This window comes from Paraburkholderia phenazinium (genome assembly GCF_900141745.1).
GTDB lineage: Bacteria > Pseudomonadota > Gammaproteobacteria > Burkholderiales > Burkholderiaceae > Paraburkholderia > Paraburkholderia phenazinium_B.
This window is the reverse complement of the sequence record NZ_FSRM01000001.1, coordinates 2,321,510-2,343,836: the sequence shown is the minus strand read 5'-3', so window position 1 is coordinate 2,343,836 and position 22,327 is coordinate 2,321,510. Positions and strand designations below refer to the sequence as shown.

General features: G+C 61.9%; 17 protein-coding genes and 5 tRNA genes. 6 read left to right on the top strand and 16 right to left on the bottom strand.

Annotated features, from left to right (window positions below; all coding sequences use genetic code 11):
* Positions 1-35 precede the first annotated feature (35 nt).
* The 4 genes from BUS06_RS10715 to BUS06_RS10700 all read left to right on the top strand — a co-directional run bounded on the left by BUS06_RS10715 (position 36) and on the right by BUS06_RS10700 (position 4,999).
* Complete coding sequence (locus BUS06_RS10715; RefSeq protein ID WP_074264241.1) at positions 36-1,253, top strand: XylR family transcriptional regulator; 1,218 nt, start codon at positions 36-38, stop codon at positions 1,251-1,253.
* A 74-nt stretch (positions 1,254-1,327) separates the two neighbouring features.
* A complete protein-coding gene (locus BUS06_RS10710; protein WP_074264240.1) occupies positions 1,328-2,398 on the top strand; it encodes an aldose epimerase family protein in 1,071 nt (356 codons plus the stop codon).
* A 93-nt stretch (positions 2,399-2,491) separates the two neighbouring features.
* Positions 2,492-3,031 (top strand): hypothetical protein, encoded by a 540-nt coding sequence (locus BUS06_RS10705; protein ID WP_074264239.1) that lies wholly within the window; start codon positions 2,492-2,494, stop codon positions 3,029-3,031.
* Positions 3,032-3,280: 249 nt separating this feature from the next.
* The gene (locus BUS06_RS10700; protein WP_074264238.1) at positions 3,281-4,999 is read left to right on the top strand and encodes a fibronectin type III domain-containing protein; all 1,719 of its coding nucleotides are present in this window, start codon (positions 3,281-3,283) and stop codon (positions 4,997-4,999) included.
* Between the two features lie 46 nt (positions 5,000-5,045).
* On the opposite strand, the gene BUS06_RS10695 is transcribed toward BUS06_RS10700, so the two are convergent.
* The 8 genes from BUS06_RS10695 to BUS06_RS10660 all read right to left on the bottom strand — a co-directional run bounded on the left by BUS06_RS10695 (position 5,046) and on the right by BUS06_RS10660 (position 15,123).
* Complete coding sequence (locus BUS06_RS10695; protein WP_074264237.1) at positions 5,046-5,990, bottom strand: AEC family transporter; 945 nt, start codon at positions 5,988-5,990, stop codon at positions 5,046-5,048.
* 237 nt (positions 5,991-6,227) lie between these two features.
* Entirely contained in the window at positions 6,228-7,946 is a 1,719-nt protein-coding gene (locus tag BUS06_RS10690; RefSeq protein WP_074264236.1) for an NAD-dependent malic enzyme, read from the bottom strand.
* Positions 7,947-8,236: 290 nt separating this feature from the next.
* The gene (locus BUS06_RS10685) at positions 8,237-9,412 is read right to left on the bottom strand and encodes a GGDEF domain-containing protein (RefSeq protein WP_074264235.1); all 1,176 of its coding nucleotides are present in this window, start codon (positions 9,410-9,412) and stop codon (positions 8,237-8,239) included.
* The gene (locus BUS06_RS10680; RefSeq protein ID WP_143787491.1) at positions 9,366-10,154 is read right to left on the bottom strand and encodes a hypothetical protein; all 789 of its coding nucleotides are present in this window, start codon (positions 10,152-10,154) and stop codon (positions 9,366-9,368) included. Before BUS06_RS10680 ends, BUS06_RS10685 begins: the two co-directional genes overlap by 47 nt.
* Positions 10,155-10,310: 156 nt before the next feature.
* Positions 10,311-11,024 carry a hypothetical protein gene (locus tag BUS06_RS10675; protein WP_074264233.1) on the bottom strand — a complete coding sequence of 238 codons (714 nt, stop codon included), beginning with the start codon at positions 11,022-11,024 and terminating at the stop codon, positions 10,311-10,313.
* Between the two features lie 396 nt (positions 11,025-11,420).
* Positions 11,421-12,935 carry an aldehyde dehydrogenase gene (locus tag BUS06_RS10670; RefSeq protein ID WP_074264232.1) on the bottom strand — a complete coding sequence of 505 codons (1,515 nt, stop codon included), beginning with the start codon at positions 12,933-12,935 and terminating at the stop codon, positions 11,421-11,423.
* Between the two features lie 16 nt (positions 12,936-12,951).
* Positions 12,952-14,343, bottom strand: coding sequence for an MFS transporter (locus tag BUS06_RS10665; RefSeq protein ID WP_074264231.1), 1,392 nt, complete (start codon positions 14,341-14,343; stop codon positions 12,952-12,954).
* A gap of 51 nt (positions 14,344-14,394) precedes the next feature.
* A complete protein-coding gene (locus tag BUS06_RS10660; protein WP_074264230.1) occupies positions 14,395-15,123 on the bottom strand; it encodes an enoyl-CoA hydratase/isomerase family protein in 729 nt (242 codons plus the stop codon).
* A gap of 69 nt (positions 15,124-15,192) precedes the next feature.
* On the opposite strand from BUS06_RS10660, the gene BUS06_RS10655 reads away from it, so the two are divergent.
* Positions 15,193-15,951 carry a GntR family transcriptional regulator gene (locus tag BUS06_RS10655; protein WP_083611391.1) on the top strand — a complete coding sequence of 253 codons (759 nt, stop codon included), beginning with the start codon at positions 15,193-15,195 and terminating at the stop codon, positions 15,949-15,951.
* Positions 15,952-16,151: 200 nt separating this feature from the next.
* Here BUS06_RS10655 and BUS06_RS10650 read toward each other — a convergent pair.
* The 6 genes from BUS06_RS10650 to gltX all read right to left on the bottom strand — a co-directional run bounded on the left by BUS06_RS10650 (position 16,152) and on the right by gltX (position 18,393).
* Positions 16,152-16,228 (bottom strand) — tRNA-Asp (locus BUS06_RS10650).
* A 19-nt stretch (positions 16,229-16,247) separates the two neighbouring features.
* Positions 16,248-16,323, bottom strand: a tRNA-Glu gene (locus tag BUS06_RS10645).
* Between the two features lie 59 nt (positions 16,324-16,382).
* Positions 16,383-16,459, bottom strand: a tRNA-Asp gene (locus tag BUS06_RS10640).
* 106 nt (positions 16,460-16,565) lie between these two features.
* Positions 16,566-16,641 (bottom strand) — tRNA-Glu (locus BUS06_RS10635).
* Positions 16,642-16,796: 155 nt separating this feature from the next.
* Positions 16,797-16,872: transfer RNA gene (locus BUS06_RS10630), tRNA-Ala, on the bottom strand.
* A gap of 111 nt (positions 16,873-16,983) precedes the next feature.
* Complete coding sequence (gltX, locus tag BUS06_RS10625; protein ID WP_074264229.1) at positions 16,984-18,393, bottom strand: glutamate--tRNA ligase; 1,410 nt, start codon at positions 18,391-18,393, stop codon at positions 16,984-16,986.
* Between the two features lie 389 nt (positions 18,394-18,782).
* Here gltX and BUS06_RS10620 point away from each other — a divergent pair, with 389 nt between their 5' ends.
* Positions 18,783-19,757, top strand: a complete 975-nt coding sequence (locus tag BUS06_RS10620; protein ID WP_143787490.1) for a patatin-like phospholipase family protein — start codon at positions 18,783-18,785, stop codon at positions 19,755-19,757.
* A 140-nt stretch (positions 19,758-19,897) separates the two neighbouring features.
* Here BUS06_RS10620 and BUS06_RS10615 read toward each other — a convergent pair whose 3' ends face one another.
* Positions 19,898-20,572 (bottom strand): C40 family peptidase, encoded by a 675-nt coding sequence (locus BUS06_RS10615; protein ID WP_074264227.1) that lies wholly within the window; start codon positions 20,570-20,572, stop codon positions 19,898-19,900.
* A 139-nt stretch (positions 20,573-20,711) separates the two neighbouring features.
* On the bottom strand, positions 20,712-22,319 hold the full coding sequence (locus tag BUS06_RS10610; RefSeq protein WP_074266021.1) for an ABC transporter ATP-binding protein: 1,608 nt from the start codon (positions 22,317-22,319) through the stop codon (positions 20,712-20,714).
* Positions 22,320-22,327 lie beyond the last annotated feature (8 nt).

Sequence of the window (22,327 nt, the reverse complement as noted above, 5' to 3'; positions counted from 1 at the left end):
GCCCGCCGGCTCGCCACGCCGCCGCGCCATCGACGATGACCCGCCCCCAGACGCCGCAAAGACCCCATCGGATCGCGCTGCTGTTCAACGCGAACAAGGTGTATGACCGCCAGATCATTAGCGGCATTGGCAATTACCTGCTCTCCACCCGCGTTGCGTGGGACCTGTTTCTCGAAGAAGACTTTCGCTGCCGGCTGACAGGCATCGAGCGCTTCGACGGCGACGGCATCATCGCGGACTTCGACGACCCCGCAGTCTGCGAAGCGCTGCGCGGCTGCCCGCTGCCGGTGGTGGCGGTCGGTTCGTCGTACGAGGACGAGACGCACTACCCGCCCGAGCTGCCCTACATCGCGACGGATAACACCCAGCTCGTCTCGCTCGCCTATACCCATCTGATCGGTGCGGGCTTGCCGCACTTCGCGCTCTATAGCCTGCCGCAGGCACCGGAGAACCGCTGGGCGCAGCAGCGCGAGCTGGCCTTCGTCAGCCTGCGCGCCGCCGAAGGCCGCAGCGCCGAGGAGATCGACGACGAGATCTACCGTGGCCTGTCCACCAGCGCACCGTCGTGGAACCAGGCCATCGAACAGCTCACGGGCTGGCTCGAAAAACTGCCCAAACCGGTCGGCATCATCGCGGTCAGCGACGCCCGCGCACGGCAACTGCTGCAAGCCTGCCTGACCGCCGGGATAGCCGTGCCCGAACAGGTCTCGATCATCGGCATCGACAACGATCCGCTGAGCCGCACTCTCACACGCATTCCGCTGTCGTCCGTGATTCAGGGCACCGAGGAAATGGGTCGCACTGCCGCTCACCTGCTGCATCAGATGCTGCACGGCGCGCGCTTTCCGGGCCGGCGCATCCGCGTGCCGCCGGTCGGTATCAACGTGCTCGAATCGACCCGTCACCAGCCGCTTACGAGCCCTTATGTGATGCGCGCGCGGCACTTTATCCGCCAGTACGGTTGCCAGGGTATCCGCACCGAACAGGTGGCCGATTACGTCGGCGTGTCGCGCTCGTCGCTCGAAGAATATTTTCGGCGCGAATTGCAATGTACAGTGCATCAGGAGATCCTGCGTCACAAGCTCGATGCCGCCAAGGCGATGCTTGCGAGACGCGACGCCTCGAGCGCGGAGGTTGCGATCCGTTGCGGCTTTACGTCCTTGCAGTACATGTATGCGGTGTTTCGCCGTGAGCTCGGCTGCACGCCGCGGGAATATCAGGAACGTACCAGGTCCGCGGCTGCACCCGGCTAGGCACAGTCACACCCGGCGTATGCTCTGCGTGCGCTTTTGAAATCCCGCTTTCGCAATCTTTTTCTCTCGCCGATATGATCAGTCACGCACGCTTCTCGACCGAACCCTGGGGCAATGTGCCCGGCGGCGACCCGGTCCAGCTCTTCACGCTGCGCAATGCGCATGGCATGAAGGTCAGTATCAGCGACCTGGGCGCGACCCTCGTGTCGTGGCATGCGCCGGACCGCGCCGGCCGGCTTGGCGATATCCTGCTCGGCCACGATACGCCCGCCGAGTACCTGGCCTCCACCACCTATATGGGCGGCCTGATCGGGCGCTGGGCCAACCGCATCGAGGCGGCACGCTTCGCGCTGGACGGCATCGAGTACACGCTCGACCGCAACGAGGGCAACAATCTGCTGCATGGCGGCAGTACCGGCTTCAATCGCCTGTGCTGGGAGGCGGCCGAGGACAACGGCTCGCTCGTCATGCGACTTGAATCGCCTGAGGGCGATGCGGGCTTTCCGGGCCACGTGAGCGTTCAGGTCCGCTACACGCTCGATGATGAGGGCACGTTGACGATTGCCTACGAAGCCATTACCGACGCGCCCACGCCGCTCAACCTGACGAGCCACGGCTATTTCAATCTGACCGGCCAAGCCGCCGCCGACGTCCGCGGCCATGTGGTCTCGATCGACGCCGAAGCTTTTTTCGAGGTCGACGCGCAGATGATTCCCACGCGCCGCGCAGAGGTTGCCGGCAATGCGTTCGATTTCCGCCAGAGCGCGCCGATCGGTGCGCGCCTGGATTGGCCGAATACCCAGCTCGCACTCGCAGCTGGCTTTGACCATTGTTACGTACTGCCTGAAGTCAAAGACAGCACGCGGCCCGTTCGTGAGGTGGCACGTGTCTACGAGCCCGCGAGCGGACGCGAGCTCAGCGTCCTGACCGATCAATGGGGCCTGCAGTTTTACACCGGCAATCACCTCGAAGGCGAGCAAGGCCGCGGCGGCCACACCTATTCGAAGTACGCCGGACTTTGCCTCGAAGCAGGCGGCTTTCCCAATCAGATCAATATGGCCGACAACGCACAGGTGGTGCTACGGCCCGGCATGGAATACCGCCATGTCACGCAATATCGCGTCGGCGTGCGCACCGGCGTCTAAGCGGTTTCTCCTGATCGGCTAGCCGATTTCAAGCTTTAAATAGGCGTGATAGAGTCCTGCGGTGCCGTCGCTCAGGCGGCCATCGCAAAGCGATTGACTGCGCGCTTTCAGTTAAAGCAAAGGAGAACCAAAATTTACAAGAGCCTTAAAGCCGTTGTTGCTGCAACGGTTTCTCTCATCTCCCTGGGCGCCTTCGCGGGCAACGTCGGCGGTGCCAGCAGCAACCTGCAGTCCGCTAACACGGTCAACGTGACCGGCGCGTCGAATTCGAACAATGGCGGCGAGAAGAAGGACCGCGAGACGCTGTCGATCGCCGTAGTCGATAACAACGGGCCGGTCGCCGATGCGAAATGCGTATTGACTAACAGCAAGGGCGACTGGTCAGTCACCGCTCCGGATAGCGTCGACGTGCGCCGCTCGGACTCGGATCTGCAGATCAAATGCGAGAAGTCAGGCTACGACCCCGTCACGACGACGATCAAGGCGGTGACCACGCAGATTCCGCGCCCGCAATTTCACTTCGCAGCAGGTAACAGCGACGATGGCGATAGCGACGACGCCATGATTACGGTGCCGCAGTATGCGCCGTCGATCACCGTGACGTTTGGCAGCAAGCAGGCTAACGCGAACTAAAAGCTTCGCCTGAAGGGTTGGCGCCGGGCCGCATGTCCGGCGTCAATGTGCACATCAGTGGTCGATCCGCAGATGTCGCACGCGTGGTGCCGGCAGCGCTGTCACAACACGGAAAGACAGTTCTGCGAATAATGTGGTTGCGGTTGCGCACTTCGAGTCACGGCAAGCCGCGCTGGACTGCTGCCTATGCAGTCCGGCCAGAGATGCCGTCCGCGCGCTGTCCTCCCAACCCACAGGCCGAGCACCGACATGTCGAACAAGAACTCCCCCGCTGCCCATCTCGCTTCCGACACCGCTTCCAGCACGTCCCGCCCCGCCGATGTCCTCGCGGCCGTCTCGCGCCGTGGCTTCCTCAAGCTCGCAGGCGCTTCCGGACTGGCGGGCGCCACCGGCAGCTTCGCCGCTACGGGCAAGGCTGCCACGACGAATCCGGACGGCACACCCGAGCAGATTCATCTGACCTGGGGCAGCGATCCGACGAGTGAGGTGGTGGTCTCGTGGGCCTCGCTTGCCACGGCGTCCAACCCCCGGGTGCAGTTCGGCGCCGCAGGCGAGGCACAGCAAACCGTGCACGGCGTGCAACGCATTTATACGGATGGCATAAACGGCGCTACGGTGTTCACGTATCACGCCCGCCTGCGCGGCCTCAAGCCAGCGAACACTTATCAGTACACGGTCACGGCCGACAACGACAGCAACGCCGCACAACCGTTCACCGCGAGCTTCCAGACGGCGCCGCGCGGACGCACGCCGTTTCGCTGGACCACCTATGGGGATCTCGCCACACCCAACACCCAATGGGTGCTCTCGTATCCGCAGAGCCGTTTTGCCGTGCAGGCCGTCGAACGCTTTCAGCCACTGTTCCATCTGCTCAACGGCGATCTCTGCTACGCGAACCTGAATCCGACGCATCAACCCGACGTGTGGCGCGACTTCGGCAACAACTGCCAGAGCTCGGCGGCCAATCGTCCGTGGATGCCGTGTCCGGGCAATCACGAACTCGAATTCAATAACGGTCCGCAAGGTCTCGCGTCGTATCTGACGCGTTACACGTTGCCGGAGAACGGCACGCAGTTTGCCGGTCACTGGTACAGCTTTCGCGTGAGTTCGGTGCTGTTTATCTCGCTCGATGCTGACGACGTGGTCTATCAGGACGCAGCGGCCTTCGTGGCGGGTCCTGATCCGCTGGTGCCGGTGGCCAGCACAGGTCATGCGCCGATCGAAGCGGGCACGTCGCTCTACGTGCGTGGGTACAGCAAGGGTATCCAGACCCGTTGGCTCGAAGAGACGCTGCGTCATGCATCGGAAGATCACGAGATCGACTGGATCGTCGTGCAGATGCACCAGGACGCGCTGACTTCGTCGAAGACCGGCAATGGTTCCGACAAGGGCATTCGCGAGGCGTGGCTGCCGCTATTCGACCGTTACGGTGTCGACCTCGTGGTATGCGGGCATGACCACGACTACGAACGCAGCTATCCTGTGCGCGGCTGCAACCATAACGCCGGCGTGGATGCGACCACGGGCGCCGTGGTGGATACGCTGCAACCGCGTCCCGTGCCGCAGGCAGATCCGGCCAGCACTACTTTCGACACCAGCCATGGCACGATCCACCTGATCCTCGGCGGCGGCGGCACGAGCGCACCGCTCGATGTCTATGGCGAAGACAACACCAACGGTTTGCCACAAGCGAAGGTCTTCACCAAGCCAAACCGTCCCATCCCAGGCACGACTGCGAACACGTTCGTGCGCAACCCCGCCGATGCGCTGGAAGATGCGATCTGGTCAGCGCAACGCGACACGGGAACGGGTTATGGCATTGCCGTGTTCGATCACGATCCGGGCGAACACGGCGGCACGACGACCATCACGATGAACTACTATCACGCGCCGGGTGCGGATCAGGCGCCTACGGCCAACTACACGCTGTTCGAAACCATCACGCTGAGCAAGAAGCGGCGCGCTTAGGCCGTTTGCTGCTGGCCGCGCCGGTGTGCCGGCGCGGCGGTGTCGCTCAGAAGAAGTAGGCGATCAGCAGTCCTTCGATAAGGACACCCAGGATCGTACTGATCAGGATCGTCGAAGTGGCGTCGGCCGTATACGTATTGCTCTTGAGCGCGAACATGGCGGCCGCGGTAGCAGTCGGCACGGCGCCGGTGATCACGGCCTGGTGCGCGGGCGCCCCGACCACGCCGAACAGCACCGCGCCGAGCGCCATGATCAACGGCTGCAGGAAGTTCTTGATGCCGAGATTGGCGAGGACGTTGGCGTTAATCTTGAAGCGCTCGCCATACAGCATCAGTCCGAGCGCAAAGAGCGAGGTGCCTCCCGCGGCCTTGGCGATCAGATCGATCGACGTGAGCACGGGACCGGGCAACGTGACATGGGCGAAGCTGAGCACCATGCCGGAGATCGGCAGCCAGACGATCGGATTGATCACCGCACGCGCAATGCTCTGGCCAAAAATGCGCAGGATATCCGGCCGCTGACCCTCATTCTCGCCAGTGCCACCGAGGTTCGTAAGGACGATGGTCAGCGGCAGCATGAAGATGCTGGTGATGAGATTGCCGACCAGCACGGCCAGAAATCCTTCGGGCCCGAACACCGCGGCCAGAATCGGCGCGCCGAAATACGCCATATCGGGGAAGGCGCACACCAGCGCCTGCATCGTTGCCGTACGCAGGTCGTGTTTGAATACGAAGCGCCCCACCGCAAGAGCGATCAGGTAGGTGCCCATCAAACCTAGCGTCAGACACAGCGCAAAACCCACGTTGTGCAGCTTTTCGGGCGATGTCTTCACGGCGCCTTCAAACAGCGCGAACGGTAGCGCGAAGCGGATCACCAGCGTCGCCAGCACGCCTGCATCGTCATGCTTCAGCAGACGGATCCGGGCCGAAAGCCAGCCGAGCATGATGACAAATGCAACCGGCAGCAAGCCATTGAGAATCGTGTCGACCACAGCGTGGCTCCTGTTGTTGTGTGGCCTGTTGTACGGCCTGGTTATTCGATCAGGGTTATGGTCCGTTGTGCGACTCGCGCGCCGCGTGCCTCGCGGTTACGCCAAAGCACACACGCAAACACTCACCGGCGGCCCCGTGTAGGGGCACGCTCTTCGGCACACCTTGCTGCACCGAGCGGCCAGGTGTCTACCTCGCGGAAGCTTCAGAGCCGCCTTGTGGACACCCACGCAGCCGGCTTACGGCGTACTGCCGTCGATACGGTTATAAGGCACGTAGTGAGGTGTCCATACCTTGTTACGGATCAGACCGTCTATCTGATCCGTTTCGACGCCCTGGGTCAGCCCTTCCTTGTGCGCCTGTAGCGCCACTGCAAGCGCAACCGTGATCGACACTTCACGCAAAGAGGTCACCGGCGGCAGCAGGTTTTTGTTGGGATCGTTACGGGCCGGCGACGCCGCGGCGAGCGCTTTCGCCGCCGCCATGAACATCTGGTCGCTCACACGCGAAGCCTTGACCGCGATAGCGCCCAGACCGACGCCCGGGAAGATATAGGAGTTGTTGGTCTGATCCACCTTGAACTTGGCGCCATTGCGCTCGATCGGCGGGAACGGACTGCCCGTGCCGATAACGGCCCGGCCATCGGTCCAGGCCTGCAGATCATCCGGTGTCGCTTCCGCGCGCGAGGTGGGATTCGAGAGCGGAAAGATCACGGGACGCTTGTTGATTTCGGCCATCGCCCGGACCACCGGTTCGGAGAACGCCCCGGCCTGCCCCGACACGCCGATCAGCACCGTCGGCTTCGCGTTGCGCACCACGTCGAGCAAGGCGATGCGGTCCGGATGATCGAGCTTCCAGTCGGCAATCGCCGCCTTGTCCTGCAGAAACGGTTGCTGGAACGACGCGATGCCGTCCATGCCTTCAACCAGCAGGCCATCGCGATCGACCATGAAAAAGCGTTTGCCGGCCTCGCTATCCGACAGGCCGGCATCGGTCATCGCCTTGCGGATCAGACTCGCAATGCCGCAACCGGCCGAGCCCGCGCCCATCACGGCAATGCGTTGCTCCGTCAACGGCACGCCGGTGACATTGACCGCCGCGAGCAGTGTGCCGGTCGCCACTGCCGCCGTGCCCTGCACGTCGTCATTGAACGTACACAGACGATCGCGGTAGCGTTCGAGCATGCGCGTCGCGTTGTTCTTCGCGAAGTCTTCCCATTGCAGCAGCACATGCGGCCAGCGCTTTGCAACGGCGCTCACGAAGGCCTCGATAAAATCATCGTACTCCTCACCGCGGACGCGCTCGTGACGCCAGCCGATGTACAGCGGATCATTCAGGCAGTCGGGATTGTCCGTGCCGACGTCGAGCATGATGGGCAGCGTCGTCGCAGGATGAAGACCGCCGCAGCCGGTATAGAGCGCCAGTTTGCCGATCGGGATGCCCATCCCGCCCGCGCCCTGATCGCCGAGACCGAGAATGCGCTCGCCATCCGTTACGACGATGGCCTCGACCTTGTCGAAGCGCGGGTGGGCAAGGATCTCCTCGATGCGGTTCTTGTGCGGCATGCTCAAAAACAGGCCACGAGGCTTGCGGAACAGACGGCTGAATTGCTGGCAACCGGCGCCGACCGTCGGCGTGTAAACGACGGGCAACATCTCTTCGAGGTTCTGCACCAGCAACGCGAAAAACAGCGTTTCGTTGGTATCCTGCAGATCGCGCAGGAACGCGTAGCGCTCAAGGTCCGTCGCAAATGCACGCAACACCTGCAGACGTCGCGACACCTGCTCTTCGAGGGTGCCGATAGTGGGCGGCAAGAGTCCGTGCAGATCGAAGCTGTCCCGCTCCGCCTCGCTGAACGCGGTGCCCTTGTTCAACAGCGGGTCGGCGAGCAGTTCATAACCGGAACGCGAAGTGTCGAGGGACGCGGCGTCCGCCTCGGTCGTCGATACCTGGGGCATGGCAAATCTCCTGGGAAGCGATGGGATCAGCAACGACAGTCTGGCTGCGGTCCATCCGGGTTGCGCTGAGGTTGCACTGTCAGAGTGGGGCTTGTCACAAGGTCGACATGGAACGTACCCGCATCGCAAGCGGAATGACCGTAATCAGTCTAGGCGGTGAAAGCGCCGGTGTCTGTCAATTTCACGCAAAATTTGTGATTCCGCACGGTCGCCTCACCACGGTCCTCTCGCCGATCGGCAGCGCATCCTCTTGATACGTTCGGACCGATTCGCGTCCGATGCCGCGTGGATCAAAGCGCCTCCGAACGCTCGACGGGCATCGCGAAAGCGTAGCCGTTCTTGCCTTTGCGTTTGACCTGATACATCGTCTCGTCCGCAGCGGCGAGCAGATGACGGTAGTCTTCGACAGGTTGCGGAAAGCTTGCAATGCCGATGCTGGCGCTGACAAAGCCGATCCGCATCTGCTCGCCCGTATCGACCACACAGGCGATCAGGCGCTCCGCAATCGAGCCGAGTTCAGCATCCATGGAAAATCCGCGCACCAGCACGGCGAACTCGTCACCGCCGATTCTCGCCACCACATCGACCGGACGAACCGACTTGCGAAAGCGCCGTGCTACGGCGATCAGGAATTCATCGCCGGTGCGGTGACCGCGCGAATCGTTGACCTGTTTGAAGCCGTCCAGATCGATATACAGAACGGCAAGCGTATGTCCGAGTGGATCACTCCTCGCTACCGGCGGGGTTCGCGCAAGCGTGTCAAACAGATGACGCCGGTTTGGCAGCCCGGTCAGCGGATCGTGCAATGCGGCGAACTCGAAACGGTGCGACTCGCGTGCCAGTTGCCGCGTGCGCTTCGCGTACATGCCGAGCGCCGTGACCAGCGCGCTGAAGATCAGCGCCGACAACACCATCAGTGTTCTCGCGACGTGCGAGATCCGCGTGTGCAGATCCGCGCTGACGAGATCGCGCCGCGTGCGCCAGTAGGCCGACTGCGAGCGCAACAAGGCATCCGTATCGTCGAAGTTGGCGTCGGGCGAGAGTGCCCGCTGAGGGATGTGCGGCGCCCCCGCAGGATCCACGTTCACGATTGCAGCGACGGACGCGAGACGGGCTGCAAGACCGATACGCGCATTTCGATAGTCCCGCGGCTCCGCGTTGCTGTCTCCACTATCTCCGGTTAGCGGCTGGCGAGCAGTGGCGAGATCGCGCGCGCTTTCGGCGCGTCCGATAGCGTCAAGAACCAGCCCTGTATATTCCTGCTTCAACTGATCGGAGAAGATGGCCTTGATCTGCACCGCAAGCACGAGGAGCCCGGACAGCAGGCACAGCAAGGCAATCCCCGCCAGCGCAGCCGGCCCCCAGCCGAAGCGAACCGTAAAGGCCGGCTTGCGTGCGGCAGGCGCTGCAAGGCGCGGCTCACGAGTGGGCGTAGAGGTCCTGGTCCTGCTGGCTTCCGTTGCCATGCTGCCGATAGTTTCCACGATGAAAATACGATTCCATGCGTGCTAGCAAGCCGGTATTCGGCTTGGCGCGCACTAGCGGACGATGCCGGATCTGCTTCACACCACCGCTCGTCATCGTGGGCCGTGCGCTGCTTGCATGCGGCGCGAGGGCATCGGAGGAAGGCGTGTCGCTTGAATCGGGCTGGGCGGGTAAAGCCGAAGGGGGTGGCGCTGTTTCATCCGCGTCGGCTAGCGAGGTCTGAGCGTCCGCGGGCGGTGCAGCTGCGCCTACCCGACCTGACCACGTTGTTGGCGTCTGCACTGGTGCGGATGTTGTGGTGGTCATGGCGGTCGTCGGGGTCGCCGAAAGCGGCGGGTCCGGCACGAAAGCAGCGGCGGCCGATAGCATCTGTTCCGGAGGTGCGGCTGTGAGCGTGGCTGGGACCGTGGCCGCGACACGCGTCGAGAGCGCCTGTTGCGCCGTAGCCATCGCTCGCGTATAGGCGCGCTGATCCTGATCGAACCAGACGCCATACGCGACCGTGGCCGCAACGCCCACCGTCAGCGCACTCGCCGACGCAGCCCAGAGCGCGAGGCGCCCAAACCGCGCAGGCGGCATGGCGTACATGGGATCGAGGTCAGGATCGAAGCGTTGACTGAAGTCTTGCCCAGAATCTCCAGGGGGACCGTCCGCGCGGCTATCCACGGGACGCTCCGCAGGGCTATCCGCCCCCGATTCTGGTGGTCCGGTATGCTTGGCCATGGCGATAAACTCCGAACCCGTCGTCGACATCGCGACAGATTGTGTTCTGACGAGCGCGCAACATTGCTACTGTAGTCCCTCGGCGCATGAAATTCATCCACTGATAGCGATAGCCGTGGGATGGCCGTAGACCAGCAGTTAGCGTGCCCGCGCGCCTTATTGCGCTTCGCGCTTCCGGCACAGCATGATGCGGCGGGAATTGAACCAGCGGGGCAAACCCGGCCAGGGTTGATTCACCGCTTGTTCTATATCGAAGCTTTCGGCAAGCGAGCGGCGAAACGCCTTGAATCTGAAACGCACTCCGCCCGTCTGGCGAGAGAGCTTCGCGACCCGGCCGGACTCTCTTACGCCCGGCTCGTCGGCCCGGCGCGCTTCTGCCATGCGTTTGCGCGAGACGGTTGCCCGCCCGTAACCGACGGGCACGCGCACGATGAAATATCCGTTCGGTTTCAGCACCCGATTTGCCTCGGCGAACAGACAACCGCACTCCAGTTGGCTGAGATGGTCACACGTATCCATAACGGTCAAGGTGTCGAGCGAGCCCGCTTCGAGCAAGCGGATGGAGCGGACATAGCGGCGGCCGCCGAATTCCGGCGAACCATATAGTTCGCGGCCGAAGGCGTGCAGATCAGGGCGCCGTTGCGGCGAGTCGTCTACATAACCGAGTTGCTGACCGCAGCCAACCATCAGTGCGTCGTGACAGTCGAGAAAGCTGGTGATCCTGAGCGCAAAATCGATTCCCTCAAATGCGTTTTGCTCTCCGGACAGCCAGTCATGGAATGTTTCACGATCGATGGGGGCCGGTTCGGCCAGATCGACGGAAACGGGTTCCGCTACATCGTCCTTGAGCACTGTTTGCGCTTCCGACATATTTCACACTCCGTTTGCCCACACCCGACCATACTCGGTTGCTAACCCGGTCAATGCAACCGCGTACGCCAGGCAGTAAACGTCAAGACACTGGCGCATCTCGACGAAACGGTAATCTGTTCTCGTGGTCTCGCAGATGGGTAAAAAACGTCGCGCCAATTATGTGCACGCAATGGATGTGCTTAATCATTTCTTAAGTATGTGTGCCCACTTTTGTGCACGATCGATCGCGGTGAAAGAGAGGCGGAAGGATCGTAAACAAGCTGGGGCCGCCGCCAGGCGACCTGGTATACATGCAAAATGCCGCGCGGTGCTCGAGGGCGCCGCGCGGCATTTGATCAAGGGATCAATTGTCGATTATCTAGCCTGAAACCTAAGCACTACTTTGCATATTCATCAATTGAGCCGCTTCAGCTGGCCATCGTCCGCATACCAGTCGACTGTCGTACCGCTTGTGTTGACCGTCACGGCCCGCGGTTCGCTGAACTGGTCGAACGATTCGATGCCGGTCTCGCGTCCTACCCCACTGTTCTTGAAGCCGCCCCACGGCGAAGCTGGGTCCAGACGATGGTGATCGTTGATCCAGACCATGCCGAAGATGAGCTTGCTCGCCACACGGTGAGCACGTGCCACATCCTGTGTCCAAACCGAAGCAGCGAGTCCGAATTGCGTGTCGTTGGCGATGCGCAGTGCGTCCGCCTCGTCCTTGAACGGCATGATCACCGTGACCGGCCCGAACACTTCGCCTTGACCGAGTTCGGACTTCGGGTCGACGTCATAGAACGCGGTGGGTTCGAGATAAAAGCCCTCGTCGCGCAGGTGCGCCGGAATGCCGCCGCCGCTCAGCACTTTCGCGCCTTCCGCGATTCCTCGCTCCAGCATCGCAAGGATGCGCGTGCGCGAACGCGCCGAGATCACCGGACCGAGTTGTGTGTTGATGTCGGCGGGGTCGCCGACGCGGATCGATGCGACCTTCGCCTTGAATTTCTCGAGGAACGCTGCATAGATCGTTTCCTGAACCAGAATGCGCGCGCCGCATACGCAGGTCTGTCCCGCACCGATAAACGCCGCGAACGCCGCGCCATTCACCGCGCGATCGAGGTCCATGTCGTCGAACAGAATGACCGCGCCCTTGCCGCCCAGTTCGAGCGTCGTCAAAGCGAAATTCTGCGCAGCCGCTTCACCGATAGAACGCCCCACTTCCGTACCGCCGGTGAACACCACCTTGGCAATCAGCGGATGACGCGCCAGCGCCGCGCCCGCTTCCTTGCCCTCGCCGTTCACCACATTCACCACGCCGTCCGGTACGCCGGCCTGCTGCAACAGTTCGACGAGCCGCACGGTCGTGAGCGGGGTCTGTTCCGAGGCCTTGATGACCACGCTATTGCCGGTCGCAAGCGCTGGGGCGAGACTCTTCGACAGAATCATCAACGGATGGTTGAACGACGTCATCAACGCACACACGCCGAGCGGCACGCGCTGGGTATAGCAGAGATACGGGCCTTCGATAGGGATCACGTCGCTGCGACGCGTCAACGCAAGTGCCGCGAAATAGCGGTAGAACTGCGGCAAGCGCGAAATCTGCGCACGCGTTTCGACGAGCGGACGCCCGTTGTTGAGCGTTTCGAGCTTGTAGAAATTCCCCAGATCCGCTTCGAACAGATCTGCAAAGCGGTTCAGCACGCGGGCACGTTGCTGGATCGAAAGATCGCGCCATACGCCACTTTCGAAGGCCGTGTGTGCGCCTTGCACCGCGCGGTCCACGTCTTCTGCCGATGCCGCTGCGAGCTGCCCGATCACCGCGCCGTTGGCCGGGTTGATGATATCCATGGTCTTGCCCGAAGCCGCATCGACAAACTTGCCGTCGATGAACAGCTGTGCGTTCAGGTATTGCTTGTTCACTGCATCCATTCCAGATTCTCCGTATTTACTTAAGCGGGGACACCCGCGCATCCGCACCGACCTCGTGGCGCGCAGTCGCGCCGCTCGGCTGAATATCTTCGAGGCGCTGGCCCGTCGACTCGACGCCAAGCGCTCCCACCACCACAATCTGAATCGCCAGCAAGCCGATCATCAAGGCCAATACGCCGATCACACCGTAGTGAGCGAACAGGGCGACCACGATGAACGGCGTGATGATCGTCGCCCCGCGGCCAAGGGTGTTGCAAATACCGGACGCGCGCAGCCGGACTTCGGTCGGAAACAATTCCGGCACGTAGATCGCGAACAGCAGCGCGACCAGCACATAGATGGGAATCACGAGCAGCAATCCGACGATAGGCAGTAGAACTTCATTGCTCACGAACGGATAGACCGAGCCGAACACGATGGCGAATAGCGATGCGCCGATAATGGCTTTCTTGCGACCGAGGCGGTCGGCGGTCAACGCCCCAAAACCCGAGCCGAGCGGCGCACCCAGCGACATCACGAGCGCGAACCCGAACGACTTTGCGATGCTGAAACCCTGATGCACGAAGAAGGTCGGCAGCCACGTCACGAAGCCGTACAGCAGCGTGTTGATGACGATCAGCGTCACGCAGCCGACGATCATCCGCGGCAGCATGACGCCGCTGAAGAGCGAGCCGAGTTCGCGCGATGGTGCGATGAGCGGCCTCTGCACCGGCACAGGTAGTGGCGCGTTGCCGTGCTCGGCCCTCACCTCGGCTTCGATTGTCGACAGAATCGCTTCGGCTTCCTTATCATGTCCAGCGGACTCGAGCCAACGCGGCGACTCCGGTAACGACTTGCGCGCATACCATACGCCGATCGCGCCAATCCCGCCGAGCACGAACATGCCGCGCCAGCCGAGCACGGGAATCAGCAGGAGTCCGATCAACCCTGCGACTGGCAGTCCGGATACCACGAAGACGGCCATCAAGCCCTGCAGCTTGCCCCGCGAGGCGGGCGGAGCGAACTCCGTGAGCGTTGAATAGCCGACCACGTTTTCCGCGCCGAGACCGAGCCCCATCACGAAGCGGCAGGCGATCAGCACGATCATGTTCGGCGCGAGCGCGGCGCCAAGCGATGCCACGCCGAACACCATCAGGTTGGTCTGGTAGGTGAAGCGCCGGCCGTACCGGTCGCCCAGAAAGCCTGTTGCCAATGAGCCGAGCATCATGCCAAGGAAGGTCAGCGACACGAACAGCGCGTTCTGTCCGAGCGTCGAAAAGCCGCTTTTCAGCGTGGCACCCAGCACCGTCGACGCCACATAGATATCGAAGCCGTCGAAAAACATGCCGATGCCGATCAGCCACATGATGCGGCGATGAAAACCCGACATCGGCAAGCGGTCGAGCCGCGCCCCTGCGTTCACACTCATTTCCGTCTCCTGCAGACCTGCGTGGCCTGTCGAATGGGTTGGCGCAACGGCCTACTTGCCCTGCAGACGCAGCGCTGCGACCGTCAGCGTTTCGGTGGCGCAGCGGAAGTTGTGTTCGATCGGACTTTCCTGCGCGGACTGGAAGAACGCCTTGCACTGGCGGGCACCCGTGTCGTCGAGCGCGAGGACACGCTCGGTGAGCGCTTCGGCTTCGGCCTGCAGCAATTCTCCGGAGACCACGCGGGTGACGAGGCCTGCGGCAAGCGCAGCTTCGGCTGTAATTTCATCGCCGAACAGGACCATCGGGAACACGTGTTTGGGTAGCGAGTAGCTGCCGAGATAGGCCATGATCGCGGCGGGCGGCAGACCTTTCCTCATCTCAGGAAACGCGAGACTCGCGCTGCTCGATACCAGCGTGAAATCGCACAGGATGGCGAGGCCCAGGCCAAAACCGAAGGCATTGCCCTGCACTTCGGCAATGGTGATCAGCGACGACGCCCGCAGCAGACGCTTCAACTCGATCAGTCGCGAGACTTCCTGATGAATCGACACCGCATCGCGTCCGGCCCGCTCGCGACCGGTGCAAAAGACCTCGCCACGCGCGCGAATGCGCAACACCCGGGCGGCCGGCATGACGGCTTCTGCCCGCAAGACGGCAATCATCGCGTCGAACATCGGCGCCGTGACTTCATTGCCCGCTTCCGGATTGTTGAGCGTAAAGGTAAGAACCGGCCCCGTCCGATCGATCAGGACCGGCTGCGGCAGAGATGCGTTATCCAAAATAGTCTCCTCGCGACTAGCTTGCTGTATAATCTGTATACAGCGTATTCAGCCTATACCGGGATGTCAATGACTTCGTCGACGAAAAGTAAATTGCGGGAATCAGCGGTAGCGACACCGGAGCAAGCGCTCGATGCGATCGGCCGTAAATATCACTCGCGCATGCGCACCGTGGATGCGCCAAGCGATTCATTGAGCGACGGCGTCGTCGTGCCGGCGTTGCGCGAGGCGATCGTTGAAGGCGTGCTCGCGCCTGGCAGCAGGCTTTCCGAGGTGCAGGTCGCGAAGCAGCTGAACGTGAGCCGCACGCCTATGCGCGAAGCGTTTGCGCAGCTCGAGCGTGAAGGGCTGGTTACGGTGGTGGCGCGGGTTGGTGCGTTTGTTCGGTCGGTGTCGCTGCGTGACGTGGCAGAGATTTACCGGGTGCGTATGGCGCTCGAATGCCTGGCGGTGCAGCTTGCCGCTGAGCGGATCACGGCGCTCGGCCGCGCGCAACTCGAGGATGTAACGGACGCCATGCAGGCAAGTCTCGCGGCAAACGATCCCGCAAGCTATGTCGATGGCCTCGACCGCTTCTACGCTATCGTCATGACGCTCGCCGACAACCGTACGCTGCAGGCGACCCACGCGAGCCTCATTGGCCCCGTGCGGCGCTTGCGGCGCATCGCGATGTCGCGTGGTGGCCGCATGCGCGTGTCGTGCGAGCTGGCAGTAAAGATCAAGAACGCGATCGTCTCGGGCGATCCGATCGTTCAGGACCTGATGCGCGAACAGTTGCGTGGCGCCTGTGAAGCGGCGACCGATGTGCTGAAGGAAAGCGAAGTTTAATTTGCTTGCCGTTAGGATTACCTGGTAATTCGCACAAGCGAATTGTGCCGGCCATCAAGCCTATCAACAACGTTGAGACTCAGCCGGACAAACCAAACGACGAACTGGAAAGTTACTTCGGACGATGAGCGCAGAACCCCTATTCACAAGGCCCTGCGCTATCTGTTTGAACAGTTCCGAACGGAACGTTTTGAGCAATCTGGCGGAGCGGACGGGACTCGAACCCGCGACCCCCGGCGTGACAGGCCGGTATTCTAACCAACTGAACTACCGCTCCAGATTTTGTACGCCGTCTTTGGCGTCCCCTAGGGGATTCGAACCCCTGTACTCACCGTGAAAGGGTGATGTCCTAGGCCTCTAGACGAAGGGGACAACGTACGCTTACACCTTTAATGAAAAAGCCCGTTCAGTTCACATGAACGGGCTTTGTCTGGCGGAGTGGACGGGACTCGAACCCGCGACCCCCGGCGTGACAGGCCGGTATTCTAACCGACTGAACTACCACTCCAGTCTTTACACCCAAGCTTGCGAGCGTCGGTTATTTCTCTGCAAGCTGCACCACTTTATTTGTCTTCGAACCTGCTTCATTCGAACATTAAAGCGACGCTGATGTTTGGCGTCCCCTAGGGGATTCGAACCCCTGTACTCACCGTGAAAGGGTGATGTCCTAGGCCTCTAGACGAAGGGGACATAATCTTTTCAGATCTGTCTTTATCTTGCTGCTAACTGACGTTAAATTCAGTCCGTAAGCAGCGAAGACCAATATTCTAACTACATTGTTACTGCTTGTGAAGTCTTTTTTGCTACCGCATCCGGACACCGGAAAAGACTTCAATCTGCTCTGATGGTGGAGGTAAGCGGGATCGAACCGCTGACCTCTTGCATGCCATGCAAGCGCTCTCCCAGCTGAGCTATACCCCCCCTTGCAGAACAGAAACGAGATTTTAGAGAGCAAACCTCGCTTTGTAAATACCCTCTGAGTGATTCCATGCGACTTTTTTCAGGAGTCGCATGCAATCCCTCTCACGCCGCTCAGGCTGGCGCTTTTTCGAGGCGGCTCACCACCACATCGCGGCCAAACAACATCAACACCGCATCGATCGATGGTGTGTGCGTCGTACCTGCCACGAGCAGACGCACCGGCATGGCAAGCTGCGGCATCTTCAGCTTGTGGGCGCCGAGCGTGGCCTTGAATGTGGCCGAGATGCTCTCCTTGGTCCACTCCGCGCTCTTCAACGCAACCGCGAGATCGGCGATGGCCGGCCGCACCGCATCGGTCACATGCTGTGCGAGCGCTTCCGCTTCGGGCGCAGGCGTGCGATAGAACATCGCGGCGTTCTCCGCGATCTCCTTGACCGTCGTAGCGCGATCCTTCAGCAGGCCCACGATGGCGACGAGATCTGCGCCTTGAGCAATCGTTGCTTCCTCGATGCCCAGCTCCGCGAAGAACGGTCGCGTCAGTTCAGCCAGACGTGCGTTGTCTGCTTCCTTGATGTAGTGCGCGTTGAGCCACTTGAGCTTGTCGTGATCGTACTGAGCCGGCGACTTGCCGAGGTGCTCGAGGTCGAACCATTCGACGAACTGTTCGCGCGAAAAAATCTCCGCATCGCCGTGCGACCAGCCCAGTCGCGCGAGGTAATTCAGCACGGCTTCCGGCAGAAAACCGGCATCGCGATAGCCCATCACGCTCATCGCGCCATGACGCTTGCTCATCTTTTCGCCCTGCTCGTTCAGCACGGTCGGCAAGTGCGCGTAGACCGGCGGCTCGCCCCCCAGCGCGCGCAGGATGTTGATCTGGCGCGGCGTGTTGTTGACGTGATCGTCGCCACGAATCACGTGAGTGATACGCATGTCGAGGTCGTCCACCACCACGCAGAAGTTGTAGGTCGGCGTGCCGTCCGGACGTGCGATCACGAGATCGTCGAGTTCTTCGTTCGAGATCTCGATAGGGCCTTTCACCGCGTCGTCCCACGCCACGACACCCGTGAGCGGATTGCGAAAGCGCATCACGGGCTGTACGCCCGCCGGCGGCGTCGGCAGCACCTTGCCGGGTTCCGGGCGCCACGTGCCGTCGTAGCGCGGCTTTTCGCCGGCCGCACGCTGACGCTCACGCAATGCGTCGAGTTCTTCGGTCGACATGTAGCACGGGTAAGCCAGCCCCTGCTCGACCATCTGCTTGACCACTTCGCGATAGCGGTCCATGCGCTGCATCTGGTAGAACGGGCCTTCGTCGTAATCGAGCCCGAGCCACTCCATGCCTTCGAGGATGGCATCGACGGACGCTTCCGTGGAACGCTCCACATCGGTGTCCTCGACCCGCAACACGAAAGCGCCCTTCGTTTTGCGCGCGAACGCCCACGGATACAGCGCAGAACGGATGTTGCCGAGATGGATGTAGCCAGTGGGGCTCGGTGCGAAGCGGGTGCGAACGGAGGTGGTCATAAGCGGTTACTCGGAAGGCAGGCGCCGGCGCGCGGCAGTGAAACACCAGCAGGCGCGGCAGCGGAACGCGTCCATGCGGCAACAGTCGCCGCGCACGGAGGCGGATGAAAAATGCAAGAGCCGAATTATACCTTCCGACGGCCTGTTCCCAGCCCTGGCGCGCGCGAAGCGCGGCGTCGTGACAGAGGTTTGCGCGAGTCCTGTCGACGCATCTGTAACGTTTTTTCACGCGCAACGCGCCGCCATCAGGCTTTGATTTATGATGTGCGCGCGCCGTGATTCACCTCGATTGCGGCGCCGTAAAAAGAACGCTACGGGCGATCCTGTTCGCTTGAAACGCGGCCGCTCTGGAACCCTCTGCGGGACCGGCGCCGTTGCTGGAGAAATCGTTGACACAGTCCACCCCACGCCTTACCCGCCGCAGCTTCTCGATCGCCGCGGCGTCCGCCGTCCTGACCGCCTGTACGACGGCTGGCAGCCGGCCGGAGACCGCCTCGCAGCCGCCGGTCAATACCGCGTCGACCAATCCGCCGGCCACGCCATCCGTCGTCCCGCCGCTCGCCCGACCGCAGCGGCCCATTCGCGTCGGCCTGGCCCTGGGTGGCGGCGCGGCGCGCGGGTTCGCGCATATCGGCGTGATCAAGGCGCTCGAGGCGCGCAACATTCAGGTGGATCTGGTGGCGGGCACCAGTGCCGGCTCGGTGGTGGGCGCGCTCTATGCCTCCGGCATGAACGGCTTTGCGCTCAACAAGCTCGCGCTGACCATGGATGAAGCCTCGATCAGCGACTGGGCCATGCCGTTTCGCACGCGCGGCTTCCTGCAGGGCGTGGCGTTGCAGAATTACCTGAATACGACGCTGAACAACCGTCCGATCGAAAAGATGGCCAAGCCGCTCGGCGTGGTCGCCACCGATCTGAACAGCGGCCAGCCGATCCTGTTCCAGCGCGGCAACACGGGCATCGCCGTGCGCGCCTCGTGCAGCGTGCCGTCGATCTTCGAGCCGGTGACGATTGGCGGCCATGAGTACGTCGACGGCGGTCTGGTGAGCCCGGTGCCCGCGTCGTTCGCCCGCAAGATGGGCGCGGACTTCGTGATTGCCGTGGACATCTCGCAGCGCCCTGAAGCGGGCCTCACGACCAGCTCGTTCGACGTGCTGCTGCAGACCTTCACGATCATGGGACAGACCATCAAGGCCTACGAGCTCGACAAGTACGCGGACGTCGTGATCCGTCCGAATCTCGCGGCCATGAGCGGGAGCGACTTCTCGCAGCGCAACGCGGCCATTCTGGCCGGCGAGGAAGCCGCCGCGAAGATCATGCCGGAGTTGCAACGTAAGCTTGCGGCGAGCCGCGTCGCGGTATAACCGGGTTCCACCTGGGCGCCGGACGAAGGCGCCGTTTGCACGTTTTGCACCCTTTTCGCCCTTTCCGACGAACAAAATAAAAAAGCCTGCTTGGCAAGAAGCAGGCTTTTTTAACAGTGGATCTTTTTTGGTGCGAGGCGTCAGTTATTCCCGCCGCCGATCGCAGCATTGACACGCTGCTTCAGATCCTGCGAGCCCTGATAGGACGTTTCGACCCGGCGTGCACCAGTGAAGCGCTTTTCCCAGTAGCCATCATCCAGATCGTCGACGCGGATCGTGCTGCCGGTAGACGGCGAATGCACAAACTTGTTGTCGCCGATGTAGATGCCAACGTGCGAGAACGTGCGGCGCATCGTATTGAAAAACACCAGATCGCCCGGCTTCAGGTTACTCATGCTGACCTTTTCGCCAACCCGGCTCATTTCTTCAGCGCGGCGCGGCAGGGCCATGCCCAGCGTATCCTGGAACACGTAACGCACAAAACCGCTGCAATCGAGGCCGGAGTCCGGCGTATCGCCACCCCAACGGTAACGCACGCCAATCATATTGAGCGCGCCGACCACCACATCACCCGCTTTGCCTGCCATGCCGGACAAAAACGACCGCGCGCTGCTGCCGGTGTCGGTGCTTGCGCTGGAATTTTGCGAAGTGGGAGCGGACAGCGGAGTCGACCCATCCTGGGTCGAAAATGAGGCATTCTGATTGAAACTGCTTACTTCGTCGGCGAAAGCGCCGGGAGCTGCTGCCATCAGTACGCCAATGAACATCCCGGCGACGACGCGCGTGCAAGCCTGGGTTAAGTTTCGGTGCTGCATTGGTCGGTAGTTATTGCCTAAAAATCAGTTGAGAATCAGTAGCATACGGAAAAAAGTTTGGTCGATACTAGCCAGTAAGTATTCGTGTGTCAAAACAAATAGAAAAATACAATCGAGACACGCACCCAATTGGTGAATTTCAGTCCACGAGCGCCGCTTGCAGAAGCTTTCGAGTGTAAGGATGGGCGGGCGTCGCAAAAATCTGCTCAACCTCCCCCGATTCCACGATCATACCGTTCTGCATGACCGCGACCCGGTGCGCCATCGCGCCGATTACCGCCAGATCGTGGCTGATGAACACGAAGCCGAGGTTGTACTTGCGTTGCAACCCGGCCAGAAGCTTGAGCACCTGCTGCTGAATGGAGACGTCGAGCGCACTGGTGGGTTCATCCAAAATCAGGATGCGCGGCTCGAGTACCAGCGCCCGGGCGATCGCGATGCGTTGCCGCTGTCCGCCGGAGAACTCGTGCGGGTAACGGTACAGCACCGTGCGATCGAGCCCGACTTCGCGCAGCACCGCAATCACCTTCTCGCGCCGCGCCGCTGCGTCCATCTGCGGACGATGCAACGCAAGCCCCTCGCCGACGATCCGTTCGATCGTCTGGCGCGGCGACAGCGAACTGAACGGGTCCTGAAAGACCACCTGCATATTGGAGCGCAGGACCGTCTGCTCGTGTCCGCGATAACTCGCGAGCGCCCTGCCCTGAAACTCGATCTCGCCATGCGCGGTGCGCTGCAAGCCGAGTAATGCCATCGCCAGCGTCGACTTGCCCGAGCCCGATTCACCGACGATGCCGAGCGTCTCACCCTGCCGCACCGACACCGTCGCATCGGCAACCGCGCGGAAACGTCCCGAGCGGAACCAGCCGCCGAGGCCCGGCAGCTTCGTTTTGAATTCGACCGAGACGTCACGCGCCTCGAGCAGCACCGGTGAGATCGGCAATACCGGCACCACGGTGCGCTCAGGCCGGCTTTGCAGCAGACGTTGCGTGTACGGATGCTGCGGCGAATTGAAGACCTGCTCGACAGTCCCGCTCTCGACCAGCACTCCACGCTCCATCACCGCCACGCGCTGCGCGAAATGACGCACGAGGTTCAGATCGTGCGTGATCAGCAGCACCGCCATGCCGCGCTTTTCTGCTTCGTCTCGTTGCAGTTCGAGCAGCAGCTCGACGATCTGCGCGCGGATCGTCACGTCGAGCGCGGTGGTCGGCTCGTCGGCGAGCAACAGACGCGGACGGCACGCAAGCGCCATCGCAATCATCGCGCGCTGGCGCTGTCCGCCGGAGAGCTGATGCGGATAACTGTTGACCCGCTTGCCGGGCTCCGCGACACCAGTACGCGCGAGCAGAGCAACAGCGCGCTTGCGCGCCTCCTTCGCCGGTACGCCGTCGTGGATCACGATCGTCTCTGCGATCTGCTCGCCCACCGTATAGAGCGGGTTGAGCGCCGACATCGGCTCCTGGAAGATCATCGCAATAGCTGAGCCGCGCAGACCACGCATCTCGCGTTCGCTCTTTGCGAGCAGATCCTCGCCGTTAAAGCGGATCGCTCCGCTCACCTCGGCATCGTTCAGCAAGCGCAGGATCGACAGCGCCGTGACGCTCTTGCCCGATCCCGATTCACCGACCAGCGCTACGCGCTCGCCACGTTCGATTGCGAGCGTGACGTCGTTCACTGCGACGGTGTCGCCGAATGTCACGTGCAGATGATCGAGCTCCAGCAACGGCCCTGGCATGCCTTGCATCGTCTGTT